22 protein-coding genes are annotated in these 21,302 nt (G+C 57.0%); 18 read left to right on the top strand and 4 right to left on the bottom strand.

The window, feature by feature from the left end:
- Window positions 1–71 precede the first annotated feature (71 nt).
- The 12 genes from QZ725_RS02650 to QZ725_RS02595 all read left to right on the top strand — a co-directional run bounded on the left by QZ725_RS02650 (window position 72) and on the right by QZ725_RS02595 (window position 12,258).
- Window positions 72–1,883, top strand: a complete 1,812-nt coding sequence (locus tag QZ725_RS02650) for a TolC family outer membrane protein (RefSeq protein ID WP_293776080.1) — start codon at window positions 72–74, stop codon at window positions 1,881–1,883.
- Window positions 1,884–2,019: 136 nt separating this feature from the next.
- Window positions 2,020–3,102 carry a uroporphyrinogen decarboxylase gene (gene hemE / locus QZ725_RS02645; protein ID WP_293776079.1) on the top strand — a complete coding sequence of 361 codons (1,083 nt, stop codon included), beginning with the start codon at window positions 2,020–2,022 and terminating at the stop codon, window positions 3,100–3,102.
- 1,106 nt (window positions 3,103–4,208) lie between these two features.
- Window positions 4,209–6,254 carry a primosomal protein N' gene (locus QZ725_RS02640; RefSeq protein WP_293776078.1) on the top strand — a complete coding sequence of 682 codons (2,046 nt, stop codon included), beginning with the start codon at window positions 4,209–4,211 and terminating at the stop codon, window positions 6,252–6,254.
- Between the two features lie 13 nt (window positions 6,255–6,267).
- Window positions 6,268–6,519, top strand: a complete 252-nt coding sequence (locus QZ725_RS02635; protein WP_293776077.1) for a DUF2164 domain-containing protein — start codon at window positions 6,268–6,270, stop codon at window positions 6,517–6,519.
- Window positions 6,516–6,941, top strand: coding sequence for a lysozyme inhibitor LprI family protein (locus QZ725_RS02630; protein ID WP_293776076.1), 426 nt, complete (start codon window positions 6,516–6,518; stop codon window positions 6,939–6,941). Before QZ725_RS02635 ends, QZ725_RS02630 begins: the two co-directional genes overlap by 4 nt.
- Window positions 6,938–7,426, top strand: a complete 489-nt coding sequence (locus QZ725_RS02625; protein WP_293776075.1) for a GNAT family N-acetyltransferase — start codon at window positions 6,938–6,940, stop codon at window positions 7,424–7,426. Before QZ725_RS02630 ends, QZ725_RS02625 begins: the two co-directional genes overlap by 4 nt.
- Window positions 7,427–7,659: 233 nt before the next feature.
- Window positions 7,660–8,154 carry a MarR family transcriptional regulator gene (locus QZ725_RS02620; RefSeq protein WP_293776074.1) on the top strand — a complete coding sequence of 165 codons (495 nt, stop codon included), beginning with the start codon at window positions 7,660–7,662 and terminating at the stop codon, window positions 8,152–8,154.
- Between the two features lie 107 nt (window positions 8,155–8,261).
- Entirely contained in the window at window positions 8,262–8,822 is a 561-nt protein-coding gene (ectA, locus tag QZ725_RS02615; protein ID WP_293776073.1) for a diaminobutyrate acetyltransferase, read from the top strand.
- Window positions 8,823–8,902: 80 nt separating this feature from the next.
- Window positions 8,903–10,198, top strand: a complete 1,296-nt coding sequence (gene ectB / locus QZ725_RS02610; RefSeq protein WP_293776072.1) for a diaminobutyrate--2-oxoglutarate transaminase — start codon at window positions 8,903–8,905, stop codon at window positions 10,196–10,198.
- Window positions 10,195–10,626 carry an ectoine synthase gene (locus QZ725_RS02605; RefSeq protein ID WP_293776071.1) on the top strand — a complete coding sequence of 144 codons (432 nt, stop codon included), beginning with the start codon at window positions 10,195–10,197 and terminating at the stop codon, window positions 10,624–10,626. The genes ectB and QZ725_RS02605 overlap by 4 nt, the downstream gene beginning before the upstream one ends.
- Before the next feature lie 11 nt (window positions 10,627–10,637).
- Window positions 10,638–11,552, top strand: coding sequence for an ectoine hydroxylase (thpD, locus tag QZ725_RS02600; RefSeq protein ID WP_293776070.1), 915 nt, complete (start codon window positions 10,638–10,640; stop codon window positions 11,550–11,552).
- Window positions 11,553–11,631: 79 nt separating this feature from the next.
- Window positions 11,632–12,258: a MarC family protein gene (locus QZ725_RS02595; RefSeq protein ID WP_293776069.1), complete on the top strand. Its 627-nt coding sequence runs from the start codon at window positions 11,632–11,634 to the stop codon at window positions 12,256–12,258.
- 124 nt (window positions 12,259–12,382) lie between these two features.
- On the opposite strand, the gene QZ725_RS02590 is transcribed toward QZ725_RS02595, so the two are convergent.
- Window positions 12,383–12,928, bottom strand: coding sequence for a hypothetical protein (locus tag QZ725_RS02590; protein ID WP_293776068.1), 546 nt, complete (start codon window positions 12,926–12,928; stop codon window positions 12,383–12,385).
- A gap of 295 nt (window positions 12,929–13,223) precedes the next feature.
- Here QZ725_RS02590 and QZ725_RS02585 point away from each other — a divergent pair, with 295 nt between their 5' ends.
- On the top strand, window positions 13,224–13,562 hold the full coding sequence (locus QZ725_RS02585; RefSeq protein ID WP_293776067.1) for a BON domain-containing protein: 339 nt from the start codon (window positions 13,224–13,226) through the stop codon (window positions 13,560–13,562).
- An 84-nt stretch (window positions 13,563–13,646) separates the two neighbouring features.
- On the opposite strand, the gene QZ725_RS02580 is transcribed toward QZ725_RS02585, so the two are convergent.
- On the bottom strand, window positions 13,647–14,117 hold the full coding sequence (locus QZ725_RS02580) for an SRPBCC family protein (protein ID WP_293776065.1): 471 nt from the start codon (window positions 14,115–14,117) through the stop codon (window positions 13,647–13,649).
- A gap of 227 nt (window positions 14,118–14,344) precedes the next feature.
- Between QZ725_RS02580 and QZ725_RS02575 the strand changes: the two genes are divergently transcribed.
- From QZ725_RS02575 to QZ725_RS02555, 5 genes are all read left to right on the top strand, one after another.
- Window positions 14,345–16,399 (top strand): UvrD-helicase domain-containing protein, encoded by a 2,055-nt coding sequence (locus tag QZ725_RS02575; RefSeq protein WP_293776064.1) that lies wholly within the window; start codon window positions 14,345–14,347, stop codon window positions 16,397–16,399.
- 105 nt (window positions 16,400–16,504) lie between these two features.
- Complete coding sequence (locus tag QZ725_RS02570) at window positions 16,505–17,887, top strand: chloride channel protein (protein ID WP_293776063.1); 1,383 nt, start codon at window positions 16,505–16,507, stop codon at window positions 17,885–17,887.
- Entirely contained in the window at window positions 17,884–18,087 is a 204-nt protein-coding gene (locus QZ725_RS02565; RefSeq protein WP_293776062.1) for a SlyX family protein, read from the top strand. The genes QZ725_RS02570 and QZ725_RS02565 overlap by 4 nt, the downstream gene beginning before the upstream one ends.
- A gap of 22 nt (window positions 18,088–18,109) precedes the next feature.
- Window positions 18,110–18,442 (top strand): DUF2288 domain-containing protein, encoded by a 333-nt coding sequence (locus QZ725_RS02560; RefSeq protein ID WP_293776061.1) that lies wholly within the window; start codon window positions 18,110–18,112, stop codon window positions 18,440–18,442.
- An 87-nt stretch (window positions 18,443–18,529) separates the two neighbouring features.
- Complete coding sequence (locus QZ725_RS02555) at window positions 18,530–19,687, top strand: hypothetical protein (RefSeq protein ID WP_293776060.1); 1,158 nt, start codon at window positions 18,530–18,532, stop codon at window positions 19,685–19,687.
- A 59-nt stretch (window positions 19,688–19,746) separates the two neighbouring features.
- On the opposite strand, the gene QZ725_RS02550 is transcribed toward QZ725_RS02555, so the two are convergent.
- Window positions 19,747–20,322 (bottom strand): outer membrane beta-barrel protein, encoded by a 576-nt coding sequence (locus tag QZ725_RS02550; protein ID WP_293776059.1) that lies wholly within the window; start codon window positions 20,320–20,322, stop codon window positions 19,747–19,749.
- Window positions 20,323–20,417: 95 nt separating this feature from the next.
- Window positions 20,418–21,113, bottom strand: coding sequence for a hypothetical protein (locus QZ725_RS02545; protein ID WP_293776057.1), 696 nt, complete (start codon window positions 21,111–21,113; stop codon window positions 20,418–20,420).
- Between the last annotated feature and the right edge of the window lie 189 nt (window positions 21,114–21,302).

Raw genomic sequence — 21,302 nt, 5'->3', positions numbered from 1 at the left:
ATAACGTAATTTTTGGCAACACTGCTCGTGAGAAACAATTGAAAATGAAAAAGATTTGTTGCGGATTACTCTTGCTCGCACCTCTTGCCGGGCATGCCCAGACATTGAAAGAAGCAGCGCAACAGGCAGTGTTATCAAACCCGGAAATTCGCGCACAAATGCATGCGTTTGAATCAGCGGATGCAGAAAAAGATGTGGCATTCGGTGCCTTCCTGCCGCGCGTCGATGTGAATGCCGCTGTCGGTCGCGATCGTTATCAGGAGCCGATAGCCGACGAACGCAATCGTCGTACGACCAACGTTACGCTGACGCAACTGATCTACGATGGTTTTGCCACGAGTAACGAAGTGGCACGTCTTGATTATGCGCGTCGCGTGCGTCTCTATCAGTTATACGACATCACCGAAACGACGACGCTTGAGGTCGTGCGAGCCTATGCCGATGTCATGCGTCAGCGCGAGCTGGTCACGTCGGCAGAAGAAAACTATGTGCGCCATCGTGCCGTCTACGAACAGATTCAGCGCAAGACGGCCGCCGGTGTCGGTCGCCGTGTCGATCTTGAACAGGCCAGCGGCCGTCTGGCATTGGCCGAATCCAACCTGCTGGTCGATACCTCGAACTTGCACGATGTCAGCGCACGTTTCCAGCGACTGGTCGGCGCGGTGCCCGGCAAGGACATGATCATGCCAACCGGATTCGAGCGCGGTTTGCCTGCCGATTTGCGTACCGCCTTGAATGATGCCGGCAGCAATCCTGCCTTGCTGGCTGCAATGGAAAACGTGCGTTCGGCCAATAGCGCTGCCAAAACGCGCAATGCCGCTTTCCAGCCACGTTTCGATTTCCGCCTGCGTAATGATCGCGGCACCAACGTCTCGGCCAGTACCGGCCCGATCGGTGAAAGCCGCATCAATACCGCAGAAGTCGTGATGAGCTGGAACATCTTCAATGGTGGCAGCGACCGTGCACGTGTTCGTCAGTATGCAGAGCAGATCAATACTGCGCGCGAACAACGTGACAAAACCTGCCGCGATCTGCGCCAGACACTGGAAATCGCTTACAACGATACGCGCAAGCTGCGCGAGCAACTGACGTATCTGGATCAACACCAGCTTGCCATCGAGAAGGCGCGCGATGCCTATCGCAAGCAATTCGATATCGGCCAGCGCAGCCTGCTGGACGTACTCGATACCGAAAACGAACTCTTCCAGTCGCGCCGCGCTTACACCAATGCGCAATATGATCTCGCCATTGCGTATGCACGCGCGCAGGCTGGTATGGGCAAACTGTTCCAGATGCTGGAACTGGCAAGGCCACAGACGACCACGTTGCCTGAACGTTCGAACGATGGCATGGAAGATGTGGTGGGTTGCCCACCGGAAGGCCCGGTGACCTACGTCGTGGACAAATCGGCGCTGGATGCGCGTGCCGAACAACTCGTGAATGAATCGATTCCACAAGGCGTGCAGCCTGCGGGTATTGCCGCGGCAGCGCCAACCCCAACCCCTGTAATGCCGAGCGCGCCGGTTTCGTCGGAAGCTGCCACCAAGGCGGTTACCGATGCACTGGATCGCTGGATTGCCGCCTGGGTACGTCGTGAACCAAGTGCCTATCTGGCTGCCTATTCGGCGGGCTTCACGCCTGCGAACGGTGTCACGCGTGAAGTGTGGGCAGAGCAGCGCACACGTGCGCTGGCCAACGCCGGCAAGATCGATTTGCGCATCGAGAATCTCAAGATCGATGTGAAGGGCAGCAAGGCACAAGCCACCTTCAAGCAAAACTATCGTTCGGAAAAATACCAGGACATCGTGCAAAAAACGCTGCAGTGGGAACTGGTGGAGGGACGCTGGCTGATTACCAGCGAAACCAGCAGCCCCGCAAAATAAGTGGCTCGCGCTCCCCGGATTTCATCCCCAAGGCCCACTTCGGTGGGCCTTTCTTTTGGCTGAGGCGATTTGTCGAATGTACGTGGCGCAAGACGGTGGGTCATAATAGGGCTTCCCTCCATCTTCCGTTCCGCTGATGTCACATTTCGCTCCGCTTCAGAACGACACCTTCCTGCGCGCACTGCTGCGTGAACCTGTTGAATACACGCCGCTGTGGCTCATGCGTCAGGCCGGGCGCTATCTGCCGGAATATCGGGCGACGCGCGCGCGTGCCGGTTCCTTCCTTGGCCTGGCGCAGAATCCCGATTTCGCAACGGAAGTCACGTTGCAACCGCTGGATCGTTATGCGCTGGATGCCGCCATCCTGTTTTCGGACATCCTGACGGTACCGGATGCGATGGGCCTCGGCCTGTATTTCGTCGAAGGCGAAGGGCCACGTTTCGAGCGGCCCTTGCGCGACGAAAAGCAGGTGCAGGCGCTGGCAGTGCCGCCAATGGAACGTTTGCAATACGTATTCGATGCCGTTACGCAAATCCGTACGACGCTGGCCGGACGCGTGCCGCTGATCGGGTTTTCCGGCAGTCCCTGGACGCTCGCCTGTTATATGGTCGAGGGCGGTGGTTCGGATGACTTCCGTACCGTCAAAGCCATGCTGTATAACCGCCCGGACCTCATGCGCCACATTCTTTCCGTGAATGCGGCAACGGTGGCGGCCTATCTGAATGCACAGATCGATGCTGGTGCGCAAGCCGTGATGATCTTCGATACGTGGGGCGGTGCCTTGGCTGATGGGATCTACCAGCAGTTTTCGCTCCAATACACGCGTGAGGTGGTGCAGGCGCTGCAAAAGGAAAAGAATGGTCAGCGCATTCCGAGCATCGTGTTTACCAAGGGCGGTGGCTTGTGGCTGGAAGAAATTGCCGATATCGGTGCCGATGCCGTCGGCCTGGATTGGACCGTGAATCTGACCAAGGCGCGTGCCGCCGTTGGCAATCGCGTCGCGTTGCAAGGCAATCTCGACCCAACCGTGCTGTTTGCCGGACCGGAACAGATTCGCCAGGAAGTTGCCAAGGTACTCGATAGCTTCGGCGCGCATGGCGCAGGTTCGGGGCATGTATTCAACCTCGGGCACGGTATTTCGCAATTCACGCCCCCAGAAGCCGTTGCAACGCTGGTGGATGCCGTGCACACCATGAGCCGTCCTTTGCACAAAGCCTGAGCGAGGTATTGACGTAAAGAAAATAAATGGCTTGACAAAGGCGCCGGTTTTCCGCCCCACACACCCATTTATGCACAGAATATGGGAGTGGGTAAGCACTATCATACGTGGCAACTTATGTGGGTTGACGTACGAAGGCGAATTTATAAGTCATTGATTCTATTGGTTAAAAAATCTGCTTTTTGTTTTGGCATTTTATTGAAACCCGCGTGGAATCGGGCTTGAGCGGGCGATTTGTTGAGTTACCCACAAAGTTATCCACAGGATTTGTGGAAGAGTCGAAAAACCTCTTAATAATCGAACAGTTAGCGCACGAGTTGAGAAATCACTTCAGATTGTTAACTTGCTTTCATCAGAACAGGCTGGTTTGCCGCAGTACTAAAAAGGTGAATATCACTGTGTAAAAATTGCCAAAAAGAATGTGTTTTGGCGCAAACCGCGAAAGCTTATTCACAAAATGGTGCATGCACATGGATAAGAACGGTTATCGTCTTCTGCATGGTTCATTTTCCGTAAACATGCTAATGCATTGAATATAAAAGAGAAAATTCGATTGTTTGATGGTTAGCAGAGCAGGGTCGTAAAAGTCTGATCAGGCGATTATCGATTACCATCCAGTTGTTCACAAAGTTATCCACAGATGATGTGGGTAAATGAAAAAGTGTTTGGAAAACCGTGAGTTAGCGCGATTTTCCCCAATGACGATCAGCTTCATGTGCGATTGCAACATTTGTGAGAGATCGGCGGACGCCATCTACAAAATCAATTGTCAGCGCTTGTTGATGGTTCTTTGTAAGAATTACTTTCAGGATAGGGATAGGCGTTACCTTCGTACTTACTTATGCACATAAATGAATTTGTCGAAAAGCGCCAAAAAATTTTTCAAGAAAATTTCTCGCCGCTGAAGAATGTTTCTAAGTCATTGATTTTTAAGGCGTCATTTTTTGCACGGCTTTTGAGCAATCTGTTGAAACCCGCACGTTTCCTTGCTGTTCCGTGTGTCAAGGTATGCTTATGCACAAAGTTATCCACAAAGGATGTGGATAGCTGAAAAAGCACTTATGAAACGTACAGTTAGCTCATTTCTTCAGGATTTACCTTAACTCGTGGACGCTCGCATTCTCCAGATCGCGCTCGATACCCCGCTTGACAATTCGTTTGACTACTTGTGGCAGCCCGTAGACGGTGTTGTGCCGCAGGTCGGGCAATTGGCGCTGGTACCGTTCGGACGACGTGAAACAGTGGGCCTCATCATCGGCATGTCGCAGGAAAGCGATGTGCCGCGTGAAAAATTGAAAGCCGCGTTGGCCGTGCGCAGCCAGATGCCGCCGTTATCGGCGCAGTGGTTGGACCTGTGTGCGTTTGCCGCCGATTATTACCAGCGCCCGCTAGGCGAAGTGGCCTTGCCCGGTTTGCCCAAGAATCTGCGCGGCATCAAAACCACCTCACTCGACAAGGCGCTCAAGAAGCTGGCGGCTGCCGCAGAGAATGCAGATGTGACGCCGCGCGATGCGCCTGTGCTGAACCGGGCGCAACAGACCGCCGCCGATGCCATTGCCGACTTGGCCGGATTCCAGCCGGTGCTGCTGTACGGCGTCACCGGCAGTGGCAAGACGGAAGTGTATTTGCATGCGGTTGCCCACATGCTGGCGAAGGCCGCAGCCGACGGGCAGGCAGCGCAAGTGCTGATTCTGGTGCCCGAAATCAACCTGACGCCGCAGCTCGATGCCAATGTACGCGCGCGTTTTCCGGGGGTGACGGTAGCCACGCTGCACAGTGGACTGGCCGAAGGCGAGCGTCTGCAGCACTGGATGGCGGCGCATACCGGGCACGCGCGCATTGTGCTGGGTACGCGGCTGGCGATCCTTGCTTCGCTGCCGCATCTGAAGCTCATCATCGTCGATGAAGAGCACGATCCCTCCTATAAACAGCAGGAAGGCTTGCGCTATTCGGCGCGTGATCTGGCGATCTGGCGTGCGCATCAGTTGGCGATTCCGGTGGTGCTCGGCTCGGCCACGCCCTCGCTGGAAACTTGGCAGCACGTGCAGTCGGGCCGGTATCGCAAGCTCGAATTGCGCGAACGTGCGGTGGCCGATGCCGTCCTGCCCAAAGTTGGATTGATCGATCTGGAGCGCAAGGCACCGCGTGAGCAACTGACCGAAGGCTTGAGTGCGACCTTGCTGGCAGCGGTACGAAAACGCATCGAGCGTGGCGAACAATCGCTGCTGTTTCTCAACCGCCGCGGTTATGCGCCCGTACTGAATTGCGATAGCTGCGGCTGGATCAGCAATTGCACGCGTTGCAGCGCTTTCATGGTGCTGCACAAGCGCGACCGTCGCTTGCGCTGCCATCACTGTGGTTTCGAACAACGCATTCCGCTCGGCTGCCCCGATTGCGGCAATGTTGATCTGCAACCGCTCGGGCAAGGCACGCAGCGTGTCGAGGAAACCTTGCAGGCGATCTTTCCCGAAGCGCGTATTTTGCGCATCGATGCGGACTCCACGCGCCGCAAGGGAAGTGCGCAGCAGGCGTTCGATGCCGTGCATCGCGGCGAGGTCGATATCCTGATCGGCACGCAAATGGTCGCCAAGGGGCACGATTTCCAGAATCTCACACTGGTCGGCGTACTCAATCCCGATACTGCTTTGTTCTCACATGACTACCGCGCCAGCGAACGCCTGTTTGCACAATTAATGCAGGTCGCTGGCCGTGCGGGGCGCGCTGCACAGAAGGAAGACGGCAACGCGGCCGAAGTATTGATCCAGACGCGTTATCCGCATCATCCCTTGTACGCTGCCGTGCGTGCGCATGATTACGATCGCTTTGCGGGGGAGTTACTCGACGAGCGACGACAGGCGTGCTTTCCGCCATTCATGTATCAAGCCTTGCTGCGTGCCGAAGCACGCGAATTGCAGCAGGCGCTGGATTTCCTGCGTGCTGCGGTTGCCTGTGTGGATAACGCCGATATCACCGTCAACGATCCGGTGCCGATGACCATGACGCGTGTCGCCAATGTCGATCGGGCGCAGTTGCTGGTTGAATGTGGTTCGCGTCCTGCGTTGCAAGCCTTCCTGAAAGAATGGATGACGCATTTGCGGGCAATGAAAACGCGTGTGCGCTGGTCGCTTGAAGTCGATCCTGTCGATATCTGATTGAGAGATAAGTATGGCGATCAAACTGGGAAAAGAGACCGAAGAACGCCTGATCACGTCGATCCGGCGTTACTTCGATGCAAACATGGATGAAGGGATCGGTGACTTGCGTGCGCGTATGCTGCTGGATTTTTGCTTGCGCGAACTGGGGCCGAGCATTTACAACCAGGCCATTGCCGACGCGCAGTCGGCCATGCAGGAACGGATTGCGGAGCTTGACGTCCATTGCTACGAACACGAATTCAGTTACTGGAGCAAAAAATGAACGTTACGCGCATCGTTTCTACCGCATTTGTCATGTCCTTGTTCTGTGCTGCATCGATCGTGCCGGCGCAGGCAGAGGATGCCGTGTTGCAGGAGGCGCTCAAGGATTGCGAACGCAATCAGATGACGATGAATCTGTGCGCCGGCCATCGCTACACGGAAGCCGATCGCGAATTGAACCGCCAATACAAACGCACCATGGCAGCGCAATCGGGCGAACAGTCCAGAAAGCGGTTGCGTGATGCGCAGCGTGCCTGGATCACGTTTCGTGACAAGGATTGTCTGGCAGAAAATGGCCCGCGTGAACAATCCGGGTCGATCTGGCCGCTGTTACAAGCGACATGTCTGACGCAACATACCGAGCGTCGCACGCAGGATCTGGCGCGACAGGCATGCGGTATGGAAGGCTGTAGCAAGCCATGACAGCGGCGACGGTGCCGACAGCAGGCATGTCGATCGCATGGCAATGGGCACCGTTTGATGCCCTCGATGGCGTGACAGTCCATGCGATGCTGCAAGCCCGCCAACAGGTATTCGTACTCGAGCAGCAATGTTTGTATGCCGATATCGATGCGCTGGATTTGCGCGCCCATCATCTGCTTGGCTGGCATATCGTCGATGGTGTGAAAACGCTGGTGGCCTATCTGCGTTGCATTGCGCCCGGCGATCACTATGCGGAAATTGCCATCGGGCGTGTGCTGACTGTCGCGACCGTGCGGAATCAAGGGTTGGGTCTGGCGCTGATGACGGAAGGCATTCGACAAGCCGAGGCCTGTTTTCCCGGCCACTGTATTCGCATTTCCGCGCAGGCGCATCTTGCGCGTTTCTACGGTGCACTGGGTTTTGAGCGCACATCCGACATTTATCTGGAAGACGACATTCCGCATATCGCCATGCTGCGCGAGTGAAGCAATATCGATGGGGCCAATCTCGGCTGTTTAAACCGCTTTGCCTTGCCCGCACAATCATTTCATCAGTATTGATTCGAATTCGAATGATTTGACATGAATGAATGCCGGGCGTATAATGATTGTTCTTTTATAAACAGGGACATCAGAAAAACAGGAAAATGTGAGCTTGTTGCGAAACGGCACGGTTCTGGACACGACAGGGCAATATCGGATGTCGTACACTCCCGTTCATGAATGACACTGCTCCACTTGTTGCCGTTAATGATTCGATCCGCATCCTGCAAAGCGTTCGTCGCATTGCGCAATGTGTGGAACATCATTCGAAGCGTCTGGCCGTTACCCACAACATCACATCGCCCCAATTGGTGGCGCTTCTTGCCATTGCCCAGATGGGTCCCAGCACGCTCAAGGCAATCGGGCGTGCGATCCAGCTCAGTCCCAGCACCGTGGTCGGTATCGTTGACCGGCTGGAGGAAAAGGGGCTGGTCCACCGTCAGCGCGACACGCGCGACCGCCGCAATGTATTCGTGGCGGTGACGGCGGCGGGACAGACGATTCTGGCCAATGCGCCTTCGGCCTTGCCGAACGGCTTCAGTAGTGCACTCGGTGCATTGCCGGAACCGGAACGGCAAGCTTTGGTGGTATCACTTGAGCAATTCGCCACCTTGCTCGAAGCGAAGATTCCTGCAGAAGCAACCGAGGTATCGAGCAGCAAAACCGTTTGATTACCTTTGCTTCGGCGTTCGTCTAGCGTTTTTCTGATTTCCTTTTTTTGAGTGTAACTGCGGCAAACTTTGTCGCGGGGATCGCTTTTCTCAAAAAAGGAGAAAGCATGACCGCACGAGTACTTACACCGGCACCGACGCGTCAGACCGTTCTGCGCATGCCAGCCCGACGCGATGGCGCAGCTTTGCACGATCTGATCGCGCATTGCCCGCCTCTGGATCTCAACTCCCGCTATGCCTATCTACTGCAATGCGATCACTATGCTGATACCTGCGTAGTAGCCGAAGTGGATGGTCGTATCGTCGGTGCCATTACTGCCTACATCCCGCCGGGCAAGCCGGACACCCTGTTTGTCTGGCAGGTCGCGGTCGATCCCACCATGCAGGGTCAGCGCCTGGCGTCGCAAATGCTCGACAACCTCGTCGATCGTTGTCGCCAGCATCATCCGCTTCGCTACATCGAAGCCACGATCAGCCCAAGCAATATCGCCTCGCGCAAGCTGTTCACCAGCTTCGCTACGCGCTATGGCGTGCAGATTGCTGCCGGTCTGCACTATGCAGCGTCCGACTTCGGCAAGGGCGATCACGAAGAAGAGTGGCTGTATCGCATCGGCCCGTGGCCGTTGACGAACGAAGTTACTGCTTCTGCGCATTCAGCCCGTCGCTGATCCCTTTTTTCGATTTGCCGTTGCACGGTACGACTGTGCACGCCCCTTTATTTCCGATACAACCAGAACAGGAGAACGCCATGCGTATTTTCAATCGACTTGAATCAGAAGTTCGCGGTTATATCCGCTCTTTTCCCACCGTTTTTTCGAAAGCACAAAATGCCGTGCTGACGGATGAGGGCGGTACCGAATACATCGATTTTCTTGCCGGTGCCGGCACGCTCAATTACGGGCATAACAATCCCATACTCAAGCAAAGCGCCATCGAATACCTGAGCGAGGATGGCATCGTGCATGGTCTCGACATGGCGACCAGCGCCAAGAAACATTTCCTGCAGACCTTCGAGCAACACATCCTCAAGCCGCGCAAACTGCAGTACAAGATGCAGTTCACCGGCCCAACCGGCACCAACGCGGTAGAAGCTGCGATCAAACTGGCGCGTAATGTCACCGGCCGTCAAAGCGTGATCTCGTTCACCAACGGTTTTCACGGCGTGTCGCTGGGTTCGCTGGCGCTGACCGGTAATCGCAAGTTTCGCGATGCGGCTGGCACCGCGCTCAATGACGTACATCGCGCGCCGTATGCTGGTTATTTCGGCCAGAACATCGACACCATCGCCATGCTCGACAAGCTGATCGTCGATCCGAGTAGCGGCGTCGATCTGCCGGCTGCCGTGATCGTTGAATGCGTGCAGGGCGAAGGCGGTTTGAATGTCGCCGGCTTCAATTGGCTGAAGAAACTGGAGCAACTGTGCCAGCGTCACGACATTCTGCTGATCGTCGATGACATTCAAGCCGGTTGCGGCCGTACTGGTACCTTCTTCAGCTTCGAGCCGGCCGGCATCAAGCCTGACATTGTCACGCTGTCGAAATCGCTGTCGGGTTTCGGCCTGCCAATGGCCATCCTGTTGATGAAGCCTGAGCTCGACATCTGGAAACCGGGTCAGCACAACGGTACCTTCCGCGGTAACAACTTGGCGTTCGTCACGGCGGCCAAGGCGATCGAAACCTATTGGTCCGACAACAAATTTCAGGGCTCGGTGCAGAAGAAGGGGCAGACCATTGAGGCTTTCCTCGACAAGCTCGTGACTAGCTACCCGGATGCGCAACTGACGCGTCGTGGTCGCGGCATGATGCAAGGTATCGCCTGTGCCGATCCGGCATTGGCCGATCGCATTACCTCGATCGCTTTCCAGAACGGTTTGATCATCGAAACCTCAGGCGGTCAGGATGAAGTGGTCAAGCTGCTGATGCCGCTGACCATCGAAACCGAAAAAATGCTGGCCGGTCTGGACATTCTCGAACAGGCCGTCGCCGAAGCCGTCAACGAGAAAACAGCAAATGAAGTCGAATCGAATAGCGAGGTGACCGCATGATCGTACGCAAACTCAAGGACATTCTCGACACGCCGCGTGATGTAAAGGCGCCCACATGGTGCAGCCGCCGTTTGCTGCTGGCCGACGACAACATGGGCTTTTCGATGCACCACACGGTGATCTACGCCGGTACCAAGACGCACATCCACTACAAGAATCATCTGGAAGGCGTCTATTGCGTGCAGGGTACGGGGTCGGTCGAACTCGTGAAGACAGGCGAAGTGTTCAAGATTGAGCCGGGCACGCTGTACGCGCTCGACAAGCATGACGAACACTGGCTGCGTGCCGACGACACCGACCTGCACCTGATCTGTACCTTCAATCCTCCGCTGGTGGGTGACGAAGTGCATGACGAGAATGGTGTCTATGCATCGGCATCCGAATTCCAGCAGCAGGCGGCGCACAAGAGCGCCACTGCCAAGGCATAAGGAGAAACACCATGCTTTCACAAGATGCTTACCCCACAAGAACACCGAAAAGTGCCGCGATCCTGGCGCGTCAGGATCCCGTGGTCTATGCGCCGGGCGGTCTGAACGACAAACGGCTAAGCAAGGACCAACGTGCCTCGTATGAGCAAGATGGTTTCCTGTTGATGCCCGATCTATTCAATCAGGACGAAGTCGCCTTCCTGTTCGATACGATGCAGAACATGCGTGAAGAATTCACGCATGCCGGTCGCAAGGAAGTGATTGCCGAACCCGGTAGTGGCGAAGTGCGTTCGATCTTCAATGTGCATCGTCTAAACGACATCTTTGCGAATCTCGTTCGCGATCCGCGTGTGCTGAATGTGGCGCGCGAGATTCTCGGCAGCGAAGTCTACATTCACCAGTCGCGCATCAACTACAAGCCGGGTTTCACTGGCAAGGAGTTTTACTGGCATTCGGATTTTGAAACCTGGCATAGCGAAGATGGCATGCCGGCAATGCGTGCGCTGAGTTGTTCGATTTTGCTGACCGATAACAGCGAAGCCAATGGTCCGTTGATGGTAATTCCGGGCTCGCACCAGCATTACGTTTCCTGCATGGGCGAAACGCCGGACGAGAACTACAAGAAGTCCCTGAAGAAGCAGGAAATCGGCGTGCCCGATGAAATTCTGCTGCGCTATCTGGCCGATCTCGGTGGCATCAAGACGTGCACCGGCAAAGCCGGCACGGTGATCTTTTTCGACTGCAACACCATGCATGGGTCGAACAGCAATATCTCGCCGTTCCCGCGCAGCAATGTCTTCTTCGTCTACAACAGCATCGACAATCAGTTGCAGACGCCGATCAACGATCTCGTACCGCGTCCCGAATTCGTGGCGGCCCGTCAGGGGATCAAGGCACTGACGCCATCGCCGCTGGATATCGACTAAAGCCTGACAAGCAGTTACCGGTAAAGCCGGCGCCTTTTTCCGGCGCCGGCTTTTTATTTGACCTTTACTCCAGCATCTGATGGAAGATCCCTACCTGCGCTCGTTCGCGCTTTTTTTCGCCCTCTTCAACCCCTTCCTGATGAGCATTTATCTGCTCGACCTGATTCGGGGATTGCCGACGCAGGTTTTCTCACGCGTGCTGGTGCGTGGCAGTCTGATCAGCGCGATCGTTTTCATTCTGTTTGCCTGGGGCGGCGAAGCATTTTTCCGCGATTACCTGCAAGTACGCTTCGCCTCCTTCCAGATTTTCGGCGGCATCATCTTCTTGCTGATCGGCTTGCGCTATGTATTCTCCGGCGCGCATGCAATTACGGCCATGCGCGACAATCCGAGTGCAATGGCCGGTAGCGTCGCCATGCCCATCATGATCGGGCCAGGTACCGTCAGTGCTTCGGTGGTGATCGGCACGCGGCTGCCGTTGCCGGGTGCGGCTGCCGTCATCTTTGGTACATTGGCCTTGACGGTATTCATTCTGGTCGTGATGAAGGTGCTGCATGACCGTCTCAAGCAGCGCCATGCCGCCATGACGGATCGCTACATCGATCTGGTCGGACGTATGTCGGCGCTGCTGATCGGGACCATTGCGATCGACATGATCATTACGGGCCTGGCCAGTTCGGGGCTGTTGCCCGGAGTGACAGATTGACGGATTTATGGGCCAAAAAGAGCGGGCAGGGCACGGTAAGGCGCTTGAAAACAGCGCGTTCAGGCTGATGTGAATTATGGCAAGGCCGGCGCGGTGAGCGTAACCGCAATTGGTCGCCCGGCTCTTACTTTTCGCCGTCGATGAAATCCGGTGTCGATAGCGGATCGAAATCCACCCAGTCGCCATCGACGATCTGGCCTTGCGCACGTTCGAGGCAGGTGCCGCCCTGTTCGCGCAGTGTAGCAATCGCACGCTGTTCCTCGTCGGTATCGGTCACCGTGACAGCGACCAGCATGCCGGACTGGCGTATCGGCGGCATATCCTTGTCTTCATCGGTTTGCGAGAGCGACCCGATCAGCGATCCGATGTGCGCGCCGACCAGTCCACCGGCAATCGCGCCCAGCGGTCCGGTCGCAGGGGCCGTGATGGCACCGGCCGCGGCGCCTGCTGCACCACCGGCACCGATGCCGGCTGCGCTGCCTGCGTCAACATCCTCTGCACCCGGTGATTCGTCACGATCGCCGCCGACCGGATAGACGTCGTGCTGTCCCGGCGGGTTGACATAGAACGACGTGATTTGTGCGGCTGGTGCACCCGCCGCCTGTAATGCCGCGATGGCATCGCGAACCTGATCCTGCTGGGCGAAACGCCCGATGATGATGGTGGCCATGTCTACCTCTCTTCGATGCGTGCGTCCCCGCCCGTGCGCGGACCGTGTTTGCGCATCTTGGAACCGATGGCAGCGGCCTTCCGTTCGGTAGCGCACCGGCTTGCTGTTGCGAGCAGGCGACAGCAAGCCGGCCTAGTCCAGAGCGGCAGGCATGCACTGCGTAAATATTTTGCAGCGACCCATGCCATTTCCCCGAAGCCTGTGGAATACTCGATCGCGAAGGTGCAATGCCTTCAGATTTGCGACAAAAAATACAATCACAAGCTTTACCAACAATAGACAACGGAGGAGCACCATGAAGCAGATTCAACGTGTTTTCGCACTGGCTGTGTTCGCATCGGTTCTGGCAGGTTGTGCATCGACTGGTATGGACGAGAAAAAGGAAAGCAAGCCTGCGGCAGCCCCAGCGGCAGCGATGTCGAGCGCGGATGCAGCGACCAAGAAAGACGTGGAAGCCGCGATTGCCAAGGAGTCGCAGTTTGCCGGTAGCAAGATCAACGTGGCTGCCAAAGATGGCGAAGTTACGCTGACCGGCGAAGTCAAGAATGACTGGCTGAAATACCTGGCGGAAGACACCGCCAAAAAAGTGAAATCGGTCAAATCGGTGAAAAACTCGATCAAGGTGCCCGATTAAAAGGTAGCCGACTGAGCACGTTAGCCGTGTAGCAATAAAAAACGCCGGATCATCTCCGGCGTTTTTTTGTTGCTACGTATCAAGTTACATCGGCTGCGCCAGCCGGCCTTCTTCGGCCAGTTGGCGGATGACCTTGATCGTTTCGATATCGGCTTCGTGATATGCCGAGCGGCGGAACTCGTCGTAAAAGGCATCGGCATCGTCTTCGGGTTTGCCGTCGTCGTACAGAAAGCGCACGAACAGCGCGCCCGGTTGCGGTTCCTCGATCGTGACGACCAGACTGGAAGCCGGAATCTCACCCTGTGCCGGGACGTCGTAATGGACGCGCTCCTGCGGCGTGAAAGTAACTACATCGTGCACCAGCAGGGCGGCGTAGCGCAGCGTGCGTTGCAGGCCGGCATCGGTACGGGTAATCGTGGATTCGTCCAGATAGTCGACGAACAACTTGGGCATTTCGGCGCGCATGACAAGGCCGCGCCAGAGCTGGTCGCGGGTCAGCGCATCGATAAGGGGATTGAGCGGATCATTGATTTCAAGCAGATGTTCGAATTGCATGGGCATCCAGTACGAGCGGTGCGGGGCCTGCGCGGCAGGGCGGTTGACGGTCATTGTAGCGCGCACCCGCATTGACAGGAAGGCAAGTCGTTGCGGAAAGGTGAGGGCGGCGTGGTGATTCGGCAATCGCGTTTTGGCGCAACGGTGCGCGCTGCTACAATGTGCCGCTTCCATCGCGCCATTTTTGGCGCGCCTCGTTTGCCTTCCTGCCGAGCCGGTTCCTGTCGATGTCGTCTTCCGCTTCTTCCCGCATGCATGGTCTGAATACGCCGCAGCGCGAAGCCATCCAGTACATGGATGGCCCGTGTCTGGTGCTGGCAGGTGCCGGTTCGGGCAAGACGCGCGTGATCACGACCAAGATCGCCAGCCTGATCGAGGAACACGGCTACGAAGCGAAAAACATCGCCGCGCTGACCTTCACCAATAAGGCTGCGCTCGAAATGCAGGAGCGCATCGCCAAGCTGTTGACCGACCCCAAACAGGCCAAGCACCTGACGGTCAGCACCTTCCATTCGCTGGGCGTGAAAATCCTGCGGCAGGAAGCGCAGGCGCTGGGATTGAAAGATCGCTTTTCGATCATGGATAGCGACGACTGTTTTTCCATCGTGCAGGATCTGGCCGTCACCACAGACAAGCAGTTGATTCGCCGCATTCAGAATGCGATGTCGCTGTGGAAGAATGCGTTGGTCGATCCCGACACCGCCTTGCGCAATGCCATCGATGAAGATGAGGCACAGGCAGCGCGCATCTACGCCAGTTACGTCGCCACGCTGTCGGCGTATCAGGCGGTCGATTTCGATGACCTGATCCGTCTGCCGGTCGAACTGTTCCGCAACAACGAACAGGTGCGCGACAAATGGCAGCGCAAGCTGCGCTACCTGCTGGTCGATGAATACCAGGATACGAACACCTGCCAGTACGAGCTTGTGAAACTGCTGGTGACGGGGCCAGGCAAGAAGCCGATGTTCACCGCCGTGGGCGACGACGATCAGGCGATCTATGCGTGGCGCGGTGCCACCATCGAAAACCTCAAGCAGTTGCAGGTCGATTTTCCCGATCTGCGCGTGATCAAGCTCGAGCAAAACTACCGTTCCAGTACGCGCATCCTGCAGGCGGCGAATGCCGTCATCGGCAACAATCCCAAGCTGTTCGAGAAAGCGCTGTGGTCCGAACATGGCCTCGGCGATCCTATCAAGGTTGTCGCCATGCAGGATGATGATCAGGAAGCCGAGCAGGTCGCCATCCTGATTTCGGCGCACAAGTTCGAGCGCCGCGCCAAGTTTTCCGATTACGCGATTCTCTATCGCGGCAATCATCAGGCGCGTGTGATCGAACAGGCGCTGCGGCGCGAACGTATTCCGTACACGATCTCCGGCGGCCAGAGTTTCTTCGACCGCGCCGAGATCAAGGACATCATTGCCTACCTGCGCCTGATCGCCAATGAAGACGACGATCCGGCCTTCATCCGTGCCGTCACCACGCCCAAGCGCGGCGTCGGCCAATCGACGCTGGAAACGCTGGGCGCGTTTGCCGGCCAGTGGCAATGCTCGTTGTTTGAAGCCGTGTTCAAGGGCGGGCTGGAAGCCAAGCTGGCCGAGCGCCAACTGACGCCGCTGCGTGAATTCTGCAACTTCATCAATCATCTGGAAACGCATGCGCATCGCGAAGGCCATGCGGCGACGCTGCTCGACGAGATGATGAAAGAGATTAACTACGAAGCCTATCTGTACGATAACTTCGACGACCGGCAAGCGCAGTCCCGTTGGCAGAACGTGATCGATTTCACGATGTGGCTCAAGGAAAAAGGCAGCGGCGGCAAGGACGGCAATGACGATGAGCGCAGCCTGCTTGATCTGACGCAGATGGTAGCGCTAATGAGCATGCTCGAAGGCAAGGACGAAGAGCCGGATGCGGTGCGCATGTCCACGCTGCATGCTTCGAAAGGGCTGGAGTTTCCGCATGTGTTTCTGGTCGGTGTCGAGGAAGGCATCCTGCCGCACAAGGGCGATCCCGATGCGCCGGTCGATACGCTGGCCGCACGTATCGAGGAAGAGCGCCGCCTGATGTATGTCGGCATCACACGTGCGCAGCGCAGTCTGCACGTGACGTGGTGCAAGCGCCGCAAGCGCGCACGCGAATACATCAATTGCGATATTTCGCGCTTCATCAAGGAAATGAAACTCGACGAAGGTGATGCCGTGCCGACCGAGGATGAAATCATTTCGCCACAGGATCGCCTCGCCAACCTCAAGGCGCTGCTGCAAAAGCCGCGCGCGGCCTGAGAGAGCGATGGCACAGTTTGTGGCATGGATCATGCGTGATTTGCCGCATCCCGCGACGTCTGTTTGCGCTCCTGCTTTTTGCTGCTATCTGCCGATCTGATTGCCATGCCTGAATCGCCACGCCATCTCAAAAAACGCACGCGCCACGGGCGTCGTGTCTCGCGTCATTCGTGGCGTATTGCCGTTTTTCTTGGCGGTGCTGCGGTGGTGGCACTGTTCTCGCTCGGCTTTGCCTGGCTGGCCGAAACCATGTTGCACTGGAATCGCGAGATCACGCACGCGCATTGGTGGAGCGGTTTGCTGATGCTGCCGCTGGCATTTGCCGGCATTCGCTGGTTGACCATGCGCTACGCACCCGAAGCACGCGGCAGTGGCATTCCACAGGTAATCGCGGCCATGTCGATGCCGACAGGCGAAGAGCAGAGCCGGCTGGTATCGCTCAAGCAATCGTTGTGGAAGATCGTGCTGACGGCAGCGGGTTTGCTGGCCGGCGCATCGATCGGCCGCGAAGGCCCCTCGGTGCAGGTGGGCGCGGCCGCCATGCTGGCGTGGGGCAACTGGTGGCAGAAGCGTCGTCGCTTTGCCGTCGGCTTCCGCCCCGATGCGCTGATCGCGGCAGGTGCCGCGGGTGGTCTGGCGGCAGCATTCAATACGCCGCTGGCCGGTGTCGTGTTCGCCATCGAGGAACTGGGGCGCGGCAGCGTCGTGCGTTGGGACCGGCTGGTGATCGCAGCCGTCTTGAGCGCCGGTTTCATCGCGCTCTCGCTGGTCGGCAACAATCCGTATTTTCGTCTGGTCGCCATGATCGAAACCGCGCACGATGCCTGGGGCGCGGTGCTGGCTTGCGCCGTGCTCACCGGCGTGTTGGGCGGCTTGTTCGGCAAGACCTTGCTGGCCGGGCCGATGGTGTGGTTGCCGGTGCGCGCACGCGGCTGGGTGCAGGCGCATCCGATCCTGCTGGCCTTCGTGTGTGGCGTGCTGGTCGCCTTGCTCGGTTTGCTGACTGCGGGCGCGACCTATGGTACCGGTTATGAACAGTCGGCCGCCTTGCTCAACGGCCATCCGCTGGATACGGCGCTGTTTGGTATCGCCAAGCTGGGTGCGACCATTCTGTCGTATTTCGCCGGTATTCCGGGCGGCATTTTCACGCCCTCGCTGGCGATTGGTGCCGGCATCGGCGACAATATCGCCGCGCTGCTGCCGGGCGGTGTGGACGGCAGATTGATCGTGCTGTTGTCGATGGCCGGTTTTCTCGCTGCCGCCACGCAGTCGCCCATCACCGCTGCGGTGATTGTGATGGAAATGACGCGTACGCAGGAAGTGACCTTGCTGTTGCTGGCGACGACCTTGCTGGCATCGTTCGTCTCGCGTCAGTTCTGCCCACGGCCTTTTTATCACGCTGCCGCTCGCAATTTTCGCCGCGATGCCATGCACCGGCATCAGGTCCGGCAGGCATCGACCAACCCTACGGAAAAACCGCTTTCATGAACGAAGAACGCCTCGTCGATATCGAGATCAAGCTGGCCAGCCAGGATGATTTGCTCGATGTACTCAACAAGACGGTGTACGAACAGCAGAAGAAGATTGATGAACTCGAAACGCTGTGCGTTACGCTTGCACGCCGCCTGATCGAGATTCGCGAAGAAGTGCAGCAGAAACCGCTCAACGAACCGCCGCCGCACTATTGATGCGGCTTCATACCGAACAACCATGACGCAAAATGACAAAGAGCAGCAACTGCTGCACGCCAAACTGAATCTTGAAACCTCGCAGATCGCATGGAGCGAGTTGCTGCGCTATTTCGCCGGCGGCCATGTGGTGGTCGTCAGCAGTGCGCTCGATCTGGTCGATGTCGCCGCCCGTTTCACGGTGGACGATAAGGCGATGGTCGAACAGTGGATCAACGAAGGCCGCATCCAACGCGCCACGGACGAACAGGCGCGTGCGTGGCTGGATGCCGACGCGATGCTATGGGCGGTCGTCACGCGGCCGTGGATTCTGGTGCAGGAGAAAAAACCGGATCCGGCTGCTACCGTGCACTGAACGCAATTGTGTTGCTTGCCGGCATTGGCTAAGATGTGCTGACGAAACCATTCGTCCTTGCAACTTCGCCTTTCTCTTGCCATTGACATGCTTGCCTCTTCCAAGCCGGACATTCCCGACGGCTTTATTTTTCTCGAGCATCTTTACGACGCCGTCATGGCGCCCACCGGCTTTCAGTCGTTTATTGAGCAGTTATGCACGGTATTGGCGTTGCGTGCGGTCACCATGATCATTCGTCATCGTGACACGGGTGAGGTCAAGGCACTGTGGCTGACGGGACTGGAACCGGAGGCGATGGAATCCTATGCCTTGCAATATGCACGCGAAGACATTCTCGCCAGCCACATCATGCAGGCACCGATTGCGCATTTCTATGCCAGCAATCTGGATGTGCGTTATCCCGAATCATTTTCGCAAACCCAGTTCTATACCGAATGGCTGGTGCCGCAAGGCGTTGCCTACGCTGCGGGTGCCATTGTCTTGCAGGAAGGAAGCTGGGTTACGCAACTGATCGTGCAACGTCGTCGCGAACAGTATCCATTCGATCGGGAGGAGATGGGATTTCTCAACCGACTGGTGCCGCATCTTCAACGTGCCATTCAGATGCGGCAGCGTATGGAAGAGTCGCAGATTGATCGTGATCGGCTGACAAGTGGTCTGGATGCCTTGACTGTACCGGCTATGCTGTTCAACGAGCAGATGCATATCTTGTATGGCCATCCGCAAGCAAAAGCCTTTCTTGAAACCGCCGACTTTGTTTTTGATGGCGGACGCCTGGTACCACCAGCGCGTGCGGGTGCGCGGCAATTGGGCCTGCAGGTATCGACGGCGGTATCGGCCAGCCGGTCTGGTGGCGAACAGCAGTTGCACAGCATCCTGCAGATACCACGCAAGGACAGGGCACCGCTGACACTGATGATCTTGCCATTGCGTCCGGAAGGGGCCTCGCCGCAGCATGGCGTGGCCATGATGCTGGTGTTCGACCCGGAAGCGCGCGTGTCACTGGCAACAGAGCTGGTGCAGTCGCTTTTTCATCTCTCTGAAACCGAAGCGCAACTTGCGATTGCGCTTTGTCATGGCAAGACGCTGGACGAATTCGCCGCGGAACGCGGTACCTCGCGCCATACCGTCAAATCCCAACTCAAGAGCATCTATCTCAAGACCGGTACAAGTCGGCAGACGAATCTGGTCAGCCTGCTGTTGAGCAGTCCGGCATTCTTTGTGGCGGCATCATCTCGCACATGAAAGGCGTAATAAAAAAGGCCGCGAGAGCGGCCTTTTTCAAATCTGTTCAACAGCGGTGGTCAGAATGCGTAGCGCAGGCCAACGGAAAGCAGGTTGGTTTTTAGCTTGACGTCTTCTGCGGTGACTTTGCCATAGTTTTCATATTCGGCTACAACCGCCAATTCCTTGGTGATGTTGAAGCTGGCACCGATGCCGAACAGGGCATTGGTCTTGCTTTTCGACAGGGTGCTGCCGAGCACGCCATTTTCTTCAAAGCTTCCCTTGACGCGGGTTTGTGTCACACCCAGTTTAGCGAACAGTGCGAACTGTTCGTTCAGCGGCAGTGTTGCCGTTGCTGCGGCGTAGATTGCACGTGCCTTGAACGTGTTCGTGCCCGAATCGGTGCCGTCCACCCAGCTGTCAGTCAATTTGCCGAGCTGGGTGTAACCGCCCTCAAGACCAAAGTTCGGGTTGAAGTTGTAGCCAGCATACAGTTTGTAGCCAGTTCTGTTGTCCTTGGCGGATTCGCCATCAGCGTAGTTGACTTTGTGATGGGCACGACCGGCGTTGACGCCGACGTAAGCACCTTCAGCGAAAGCGGAGAAGGGCGCCGTGATGGCGATGCCAAGGGCCAGGATGGAAAGCTGCTTTTTCATATTGGTCTTCTTTCATGTGAGTAGAGCAATTGCTCGGCGACATGGTAGGAAGACCGAATTGATGCAGCTATCCTCCGTTTGGGGGATAGCTTTTTTTACTGCTTCGACTGGTGATGAATCGCAACGAACAGTGTCGCCAGCGTTTGCAGCACGGCACCGAAGTGCTCGTCCGGCTCGGTGTTGTCCCAGATGTAGTGGGCCATCACGGCTTCGAACTCCTTGCGCTTCTTCTTGGCCGTAACCGAGTGCGCGCGTGTGATCGCCTTGAGGAACTGGCGGCGCATGTTCGGTAGCACGGGAATGTGTTCGCTGTCGTCGAGGAACTCGAAACCCATGGGCAGCTTGCTGCCCTTGATCTGGAATTCCAGGCGTTCGTAGACGGCCGGTGGCAGGTCTTTCGCCAGTTCGCAGCCGTTTTCGTTGAGCTTGAGCACCATGCTGAAGCCGGGCGGATAAATCACGTCGTCGTCTTCGCGTTCCGACAGGAATACCGATAGGCGCAACGAGTATTCGGCGTTCGACGCATCTTCATGTGTGCTGGTGTCGCTGGTGCGCGTACGTGGCCAGAAAACCAGGGTGCCGGGCGTGCCTTCGTCATCGGGATCGGGAAAGAATTCGACGGCGATATCGTTGGCGGAGTCGCCGACGACCGACAGCATCTTCAAGACGGGTTCGGCCAGTTCGCCGAGAATGGAGGCGGCCAGTGCACCGGTGGTGGTAATGTCGGCGTTGCTGAGGTCTTCGACGATGTAGCCGTCGAGCGGGGCCAGTAAGGCGTGGGGATCGAGCATGGAAAATCTTCTGTGTACGGGTGAGGAAAGCATGCGGGCATGCAGAAAGTGCCCTGCACTATAACCGCACGCTGCCGAAAAAGACAGATCGGCAGCCGCATGCAACGTCTGTCATGATGGCTTGTCCATCGATAAGGTGCTGCGCATTCCGCTTCGACAGTGCGTTGTCGTCTTCATTCAACGAAAAAA

The sequence above is a fragment of the uncultured Oxalicibacterium sp. genome, assembly GCF_913776015.1.
GTDB lineage: Bacteria > Pseudomonadota > Gammaproteobacteria > Burkholderiales > Burkholderiaceae_D > Oxalicibacterium.
The sequence above is the reverse complement of the archived record's forward strand: the minus strand, read 5'-3'. Positions and strand labels throughout refer to the sequence as shown.